Origin of the sequence: Neoroseomonas rubea (assembly GCF_016106015.1) — a bacterium.
In the GTDB taxonomy this organism is placed as follows: Bacteria; Pseudomonadota; Alphaproteobacteria; order Acetobacterales; family Acetobacteraceae; genus Neoroseomonas; species Neoroseomonas rubea.
Map to the genome: position 1 here is coordinate 1 of NZ_JACADQ010000204.1, position 7,222 is coordinate 7,222.

At 71.8% G+C, this 7,222-nt stretch carries 8 protein-coding genes; 2 read left to right on the forward strand and 6 right to left on the reverse strand.

What is annotated here, in order from left to right; translation table 11 throughout:
• Window positions 1-113: 113 nt before the first annotated feature.
• From HW577_RS16925 to rpsD, 4 genes are all read right to left on the reverse strand, one after another.
• Window positions 114-1,004, reverse strand: a complete 891-nt coding sequence (locus HW577_RS16925; RefSeq protein WP_198377324.1) for a DMT family transporter — start codon at window positions 1,002-1,004, stop codon at window positions 114-116.
• Between the two features lie 90 nt (window positions 1,005-1,094).
• Complete coding sequence (locus HW577_RS16930; protein WP_198377325.1) at window positions 1,095-1,580, reverse strand: cysteine dioxygenase family protein; 486 nt, start codon at window positions 1,578-1,580, stop codon at window positions 1,095-1,097.
• Window positions 1,581-1,945: 365 nt separating this feature from the next.
• Window positions 1,946-2,491 (reverse strand): class I SAM-dependent methyltransferase, encoded by a 546-nt coding sequence (locus tag HW577_RS16935; protein ID WP_198377326.1) that lies wholly within the window; start codon window positions 2,489-2,491, stop codon window positions 1,946-1,948.
• Window positions 2,492-2,739: 248 nt separating this feature from the next.
• The gene (gene rpsD / locus HW577_RS16940) at window positions 2,740-3,357 is read right to left on the reverse strand and encodes a 30S ribosomal protein S4 (protein ID WP_198377327.1); all 618 of its coding nucleotides are present in this window, start codon (window positions 3,355-3,357) and stop codon (window positions 2,740-2,742) included.
• Window positions 3,358-3,555: 198 nt separating this feature from the next.
• On the opposite strand from rpsD, the gene HW577_RS16945 reads away from it, so the two are divergent.
• Window positions 3,556-3,771: a hypothetical protein gene (locus HW577_RS16945; RefSeq protein ID WP_198377328.1), complete on the forward strand. Its 216-nt coding sequence runs from the start codon at window positions 3,556-3,558 to the stop codon at window positions 3,769-3,771.
• Between the two features lie 3 nt (window positions 3,772-3,774).
• On the opposite strand, the gene HW577_RS16950 is transcribed toward HW577_RS16945, so the two are convergent.
• Window positions 3,775-4,614 (reverse strand): glycosyltransferase family 2 protein, encoded by an 840-nt coding sequence (locus tag HW577_RS16950; RefSeq protein ID WP_198377329.1) that lies wholly within the window; start codon window positions 4,612-4,614, stop codon window positions 3,775-3,777.
• A 176-nt stretch (window positions 4,615-4,790) separates the two neighbouring features.
• Between HW577_RS16950 and lexA the strand changes: the two genes are divergently transcribed.
• The gene (lexA, locus tag HW577_RS16955; protein ID WP_198377330.1) at window positions 4,791-5,507 is read left to right on the forward strand and encodes a transcriptional repressor LexA; all 717 of its coding nucleotides are present in this window, start codon (window positions 4,791-4,793) and stop codon (window positions 5,505-5,507) included.
• Between the two features lie 9 nt (window positions 5,508-5,516).
• On the opposite strand, the gene HW577_RS16960 is transcribed toward lexA, so the two are convergent.
• Window positions 5,517-7,222, reverse strand: a 1,706-nt coding sequence (locus HW577_RS16960) for a ComEC/Rec2 family competence protein (RefSeq protein WP_198377331.1), incomplete at its 5' end; no start/stop codon positions are given.

Below are 7,222 nucleotides of genomic sequence, written 5' to 3' on the forward strand. Positions count from 1 at the left end.
GCCGCCCACCACGGCGACGCCGGTGCGCGCCGCACCCTGCAGCGGCGCGGTCGGCGGCGCGGGCGGCGCCGTCGCGGCCCAGAGGCTCGGTGGCATCGGCGGCGTGATGGCGTTCATGCGGTCTTCCTTCCCGTGAACAGCACGGCGGCGAGCATGCCGCCGACCGCGAGGCTCGCCCCCATTCCCTGGAGGAAGGAGATCGGCTCGCGCAGCAGAAGCGCCGCCAGCAGCAATGCGGTCACGGGCACCATGATCGACAGGGTGGCCGCACGCGTCGGCCCGAGCAACTCAACGGCGCGCGCGTAGAGGAACATCGCCAACGCGCCGAGCACCAGCCCCTGGGTCGCGACATGCAGCAGGATCGCGCTGGTGGGCAGCCCGGCGACGGTCGCGGCGCGCAGCGGCAGCCACAACGGCAGCACGGCAAGCGCGGAGACGATCGTCACCGCCGCGGTCGCCGGGATCGCCGGCACCTGCCAGCGGCGCAGCAGCAACGTGAAGACCGCCCAGGTGGACCCCGCGAGCAGCAGCAGGATATCGCCACGCCAGGCGCCGGGATGCGCACCGGCGACGCCGTCCCAGCCGATCATGAGCACGCCCGATGCCATGACCATCAGCGCGAGGCCCCGCCCGCGGCTCGGCCGTTCCCCGATCATCGGGATGGCGAGCAAGGCACCCGCGATCGGCACCGTCATCGGCGCGATCGTCCCGCCATGGGACGCCGGCGCGTAGACGAGCGCCCACAGGAACAGCAACAGGTTCGGCGCGCCGCCGAACAGCGCGAGCACCACCATGCGGCGCCAGCCGATGCGGGCCAGCGCATCCCGCGCGGCCCAGGCGAGCGGCGCGAGGATCAGCGCGGCCGGGGCGTAGCGGAAGGCCGCGAGGTCGAGCGGATGGAAGCCCTGCCCCGCCAGCGCCGGCCGCGCGACGACGGCATGCCCGCCCCAGATGACGGAGGAGGCGACGCCGAGGGCGAGGCCGAGCACGATCTTCGGATTCATCCCCGCCACCCTGCACGCTCCGGCCGCGGTCGGGTATGCCGAAGATGCCTGCCTGGGTCCGGCGCGGTGGGGTTCACCCGCTGCGCGTGCTCAGTCGGCGTAGACCGTGTTCAGCCCGGTGCTCAGGCGATCGAAGGGCAGCCCGTAGACGTGCAGGCTGATGGCGGTCTCGCTGCCGATGTTCACCAGGCGATGGATGGCGCCCGGATCGGGCTCCGTGTGGCTCGTATCCCCGGCGCGGCGGAGCGCGGTATGGCACGGGACGGGCGTTTCGCCTTCGCCGGAGAGTCGGTATCCGACCTCGGTCAGTACCCCCCGGTGGAAGCCGATCGCGCACCAGGCGCGGTGCGCATGCATCGGCGACATATGCCCCGGACGCCAGACGAGCGCGGCCATGGACCAGGCGCCGTCCGGGTCGTCGTGCAGCATATGCCGGACATAGGTATCGGGCGCGCTCGGGTAGGCATGCCCCGCAAGAAGTAGCGGGTCGCTAAGAAAAGGCGCCATCGCGGTGGCGACGGGACCGGATGGCGACGGGCCTGCGGCCGAGATCGCCGCGGCGATCGCGTCGATCATCGGTATGAGCCGGCCGCGACCCACTAGACGTTCCAAGGGCGTCCCCCCTTCATGCACGTTCCCCACCCGCGGCACTTGCCGTGCCATTCTCCGCCTCGTATCGCCGGTACCATGCCCGCTAGGTCCGCACTTTGTGATCGCGCAAGCGCGACGCGACGAATTGCCGCCTGCCCCTGAAAAGATTTCGTGATCGCGAGCGTCGCATATCCAGCGGGTCGACACTCGCAACGAACCCGCCAGAGGCGGGCATCGAGCTCTTGCTCCCGGCCACCCAGGGCTTCCATGGCATCGGTTACAATCTGCTCGGTGCGGCCCCGATAGCGATTTCTGTTCAGGGGCGCAAGGTTCGCGGACTCCGGCCCGCTTCAGTCGCCCGACTTGCGGAACGCGACCTGATAGCTGCATGGCCAGTCGATCAGGCTGACGCGACGCCGGTAGATCGTCGTGAAGGCGTCGATCGCGATCTTCGGCGTATCCAGCACATCCACCTGCCCGGCCTTCTGGCGTTGCCACTGGTAGTCGTCGCAGATCACGAGCGCGCCCACGCGGCAGAGGCGGAAGCCGAGCACGAGATCCTCGAGCACGTCGGGGGCCTGGTGCGATCCGTCGACATACAGGACGTCGAACCTCCCGGCATTGCCCTGCGCGAGCAGGTTGCCCAGCGCATGGCGCGACAGGCCGCGATGGCTGACGACCTGATGCTGCGGAAGCCGCGCGAGCACGGCGCCGACATTCGCGCGGAAGCGCCGCGCCACGGCATCCATCGGGATACCCGAATGCTCCGCACCGCCCTCCCATGTGTCGATGCAGTGGATCTCACCACCCTCGGCGGGCAACAGGTGCTCGAGCATGAAGCAGGTCGCGCGACCTTCGAAGGCGCCGATCTCGAGTATCCGTCGCGGTCGGGGCATGTGCGCCGCGAACAATGCGGTCCAGGCAGGGATGCACCGACTGAACCAATCGACGGAGAAGGTCGCCTCGCCAGGACGGGAATCTTCCATCGCCTTATGCAGCCTCGCCTACGCCGAAAGCAGCGCCTGATCGCATGGTACCACCATGCCGTTGCGTTGATCGGATACTGCTCTGGGACCTCCAACAAGAAAACGCCGCCCGAGCGGGGCGGCGTTTCCGAAAGGAGCGTGAGTGCCCTGCCGGTCGGTCAGCGGCTGTAGAACTCGACCACCAGGTTCGGTTCCATCTGCACCGGGTAGGGTACGTCGGTCAGCTTCGGCGCGCGCAGGAACTTCCCGCGCATCGCGCGGTGGTCGACCTCGACATACTCGGGCACGTCGCGCTCACCGCTCTGGGCGGCGTCGAGCACGGCGACGAGCTGCTTCGACTTCTCCTTCACCTCGATCTGGTCGCCATCCTTCACGAGGTAGGAGGGGATGTTCACGCGCTTGCCGTTCACGGTGACATGGCCGTGGTTGACGAACTGGCGCGCGGCGAAGGGGGTCACCGCGAACTTCATGCGGTAGACGACGGCGTCGAGGCGACGCTCGAGCAGCTCGATCAGGTTCTCCGAGGTGTCGCCCTTCCGGCGCACCGCTTCCTCGTAGTACTTGCGGAACTGCTTCTCGCCGATGTTGCCGTAGTAGCCCTTGAGCTTCTGCTTGGCCATCAGCTGCACGCCGAAGTCGGTCGGCTTCTGCTTGCGGCGCTGGCCATGCTGGCCCGGGCCGTATTCGCGCTTGGCGACCGGGGACTTTGCGCGACCCCAGAGGTTCACGCCCAGGCGGCGATTGATCTTGTACTTGCTTTCGGCGCGCTTCGTCATGCGCTGCTCGCCGCTGCCCTGCGGCAACGGCCCTTCTTGCTATGCCCCGGAGGGCTGTTGTCCCGGTAGGCCCCGGCCGGTTGCCGGCTGGGGCGGGCGCAGGCCCCGAAGGCCTGTCCTCGTTCCCGGAAGGTGGCGGCGCAATAAGGTGCTGCGCCGGGCTTGTCAAACCGCGGCACACGCCCCTACTCGCGCGCCATGGTCTCCCGTTCCGACATCCTCGTCCTCGGCCTGACGGCTGGCATTGTAGGCAGCCTCGTGGGCGGCCTTCTTCTCTATGCCGGCCTCGCGCTGGTCATGGCAGGCAGCCATGCGGGCTGGCTGCTGGCCCTGCCGGCTGCCCCGGCCGGAGGCGGGCTTGGCCTGCTGCTCGCGCGCCGCCTTGCGGCGAAGGCGGGGACGCAGGGCGGCTGAAGGTCACGCCCGCCGGCGCCCGGCGGGCCAGGCGCCATCGAGATAGGCCGCGACGGCGCGGTGATAGTCGCCGAGACCGGGCCGCCCGCCCCCGCCGCCGACCAGCCGGTTCATCGCCCGCCAGCGCCGCAGCACCGCCGCCACCCTGGACGAACTCGGGCCGAAGCCGCCCGCCCGCGCGATCTGCAGCGCCGCGGCGTACTCGGCATCGAAGCGCGCACCGGCCGTGTCCGTCGCCTGGCCGGGGCGCAACTGGTAGCGGTAGCAAAGCACCTCGGCGACCGGCGCCGTCCCGCCCGCAGCCGCCAGGGCGGCGAGGTCGAACAGCACGTCGTCGATCAGCCGAAAGGGCCGGAACGGCGCCGCCCGGCTTCGCGGACCGAGCACATGAAGGGAGGCAAAGGCATCCCGCCACTCCGCCAACCCGAAGCGTGCCGTTCCGGGCGCGGGCATCCGCCGCACCAGGCTGCCATCCGGGTCGCGCACCAGGCTCGGCAGCACCACCGCGCCGGCCGCGCGCGCCTGGCGCAACGCCCGCACGATCGCATCCGGCGGCCCCTCCAGCGCATCGTCGCCATCAAGGATCAACACGAAGTCGCCGCGCGCGATGGCCAGCGCCCGGTTCCGCGCCGCATGCGCGCCGGTCGCCACCGGCCCTGGCGGCGTGAAGCGCAGCCGCGGGCCGGCGGGCAGCAGTGGCGCGTAGTCCGTGCCGTCGTCCGAGGCGACGATGATCTCCACCCCGGCCCCCTCGGCCCGGTCCAGGACGGAGGCGACGGCGCGGGGCACGTCGTCGCGCAGGCGGTACGCGGCGATCAGGATCGACAGGTCGGGCGGCGTCATCCCCGCCATGCTGCCAGGAACCGCCGGGCTAGGCGATGCATGGCGGCAACACCCCTCATCCACAGAAACATCCACAGCGAAAAGCGTTTGACCGTGACTCAGGAACCTAAGTAGAACACGCTCGAGGTTGCCGGTTTGTTCCAAAAGACTCGCGAACCGGCCCTGGAGGGGAACGGATGCTCACGCGCAAGCAGCACGAGCTGCTAATCTTCATCGATCGCCACCTGCGCGAGACGGGCTTTTCCCCATCATTCGAGGAAATGAAGGGTGCGCTCGGCCTGCGATCGAAGTCCGGCATCCACAGGCTGATCACGGCGCTCGAGGAACGGGGCTTCCTCCGCCGCCGCGCCCATCGCGCCCGGGCGCTCGAGGTCATCCGCCTGCCCGAGAACCTGGCCCCGAGGCCGCGTGCCGCGCCACCCAAGGCGCCGGAGGCCCCGCTCGGGCCCAATGTCATCCGCGGCCCCTTCGGCGGCGCGCAGGCTCGCCCTGCCCCGCCACCGGAAGCCGCCCCCGTCAGTCTGCCGCTGTTCGGCCGGATCGCAGCGGGCCTGCCTATCGAGGCGCTGCGCGACCAGGGCGCGAACATCGAGGTGCCGGCCGCGCTGCTCGGCGGCGGGGAGCACTACGCGCTCGAGGTCGCGGGGGATTCGATGGTCGATGCCGGCATCCTCGACGGCGATACGGTCATCATCCGCCGCTCCGACACCGCCGAGAACGGCAGCATCGTCGTTGCACTGGTCGATGAGAACGAGGTGACGCTGAAGCGCATCCGCCGGCGCGGCAATTCGATCGCGCTGGAACCGGCCAATCCGCGGCATGAGACCCGCATCTTCGGCCCTGACCGCGTGCGCGTGCAGGGGCAACTGGTCGGGTTGCTGCGCCGCTACTGACACGGCGGCCTATTCCACCGGTGCGGGCGGCAATTCCTCCCGCGCGCGAGGGCGCGGCGGCGGCGGCACCCAGGGTCGCGCGCCGCGCCAGGCGCGGTCCGAGACCACACGCAGGCCATCCGCGCCGAGCCAGGCCGCATGCGGCCCATCCCGCCAGACGCTGAACCGGTCGATCACCACGGTGTCCGGGCAGCGCAGGCGGATGGGTTCGGCCGAGACGAGCAACGCCGCGCGCCCACAGGGAGAGGCTTCCGGGACGCGCCGCAGCAGCAGCGCGGCGGGGCCATCGGCCCGCTGGCGCAGCAGGCAGGCCGCGGCGTCGCAGCGGATCGCCCCGCCGGCCTCCTCCCCCGCTGCCGGCAGGGCATCCGCCTGCGCCAGCCCATGCGCGCGCAGCCACTGGTCGCGCAGGAAGGCCGAGGCGCCGGACTGGCGCTGCAGCCAAAGCCGGCCCTCCGCCGCGACGGCAATCAGCCGCGCATCCCCCGAGACGAGAAGGTCCGGCGGGCGGTGCAGCGCCCCGGTGCCCATGCCGAGCGCGATCAGCGGCAGCCCCAGCAGCCGCCAGCGCCGCGCCCACAGGCAGAGCCAGGTCAGCCCCGACAGGAAGGCCAGCAACCCCCAGCCCGGCAGCGGCCGCGCGCCCGTCGCCGCGCCGGGCCAGGACGCAACCTCCCGCGCCACGGCGAGCACCCCCTCGACGCCCCAGCCCATCACCGCCAGCGCCGGCGCCTCGAGCCCGAGCGGCATGAGCACGGCCGCGACCATGCCCGCCGGCATGACGAGGACGGAGGTGAGCGGCACGGCGACCGCGTTCGCGACGACGCCATACCATTGCAGCCGCCCGAAATGGGCGAGGCCGATCGGCGCGGTCGCGGCGCCGGCCAGCAGCGAGGTGAGGACCAGCCCCGCCGCGACCACCAGGGCGCGGCGCCACCAGGCGCCATCCCCGGCGAGGCGCCGCAGCGGGCCGCGCAGGGTCTCCCACCCCGCGATCAGCGCCATCACCGCGGCGAAGGACATCTGGAAGGACGGCCCAAGCAGCGCGGCGGGGTCGACCAGCATCACGACCGCGGCGGCGAGCGCGAGGCCGCGCATCGAGATCGCGTTGCGCCCGGCCAGCAGCGCAAGCGTCACGAGGGCCGCCATCGCGAAGCTCCGCTGCATCGGCACCTGCGATCCGGTCAGCAGCATGTAGAAGCCGCCGGCGGCCAGCGCCGCCACGCCCGCCGCCACCTTCCCGTCGGTGCGGACCGCGACGGGCCGGACGCAGGCGATGAGAAGCCGCACCACCCAGAAGGACACGCCCATCACGATCGCGATGTGCAGGCCGGAGACGGAGAGCAGGTGCGCCAGCCCGGAATCCCGCATCGCGACCATGTCGTCGCGGGGGATCGCACTCTGCCCGCCGGTCAGCAGCGCCGCGGCGACGGCCCCCGCGGCACCGGGCAGCGTCGCGGCCACGCGCGCTTCCATCAACGCGCGGGTCGCGGCGAGCGGCGGCGCCTCGCCCGCGCGGGGAATGACCTCGGCCGGGCCAATCGCGAAGCCCGACCCACCCTGGCCCGCGAAGAAGGCGGCGCGCTGGAAATCCCACGCGCCGGGATAGGCCGGCGCCGAAGGCGGGCGGACCAGCGCGCGCACGCTGAGACCGTCCCCAGGCGCCGGCCGCGCGGGGTCGCCGGCCCGCAGGCGCAGCCGGATGGCGCGCGGCT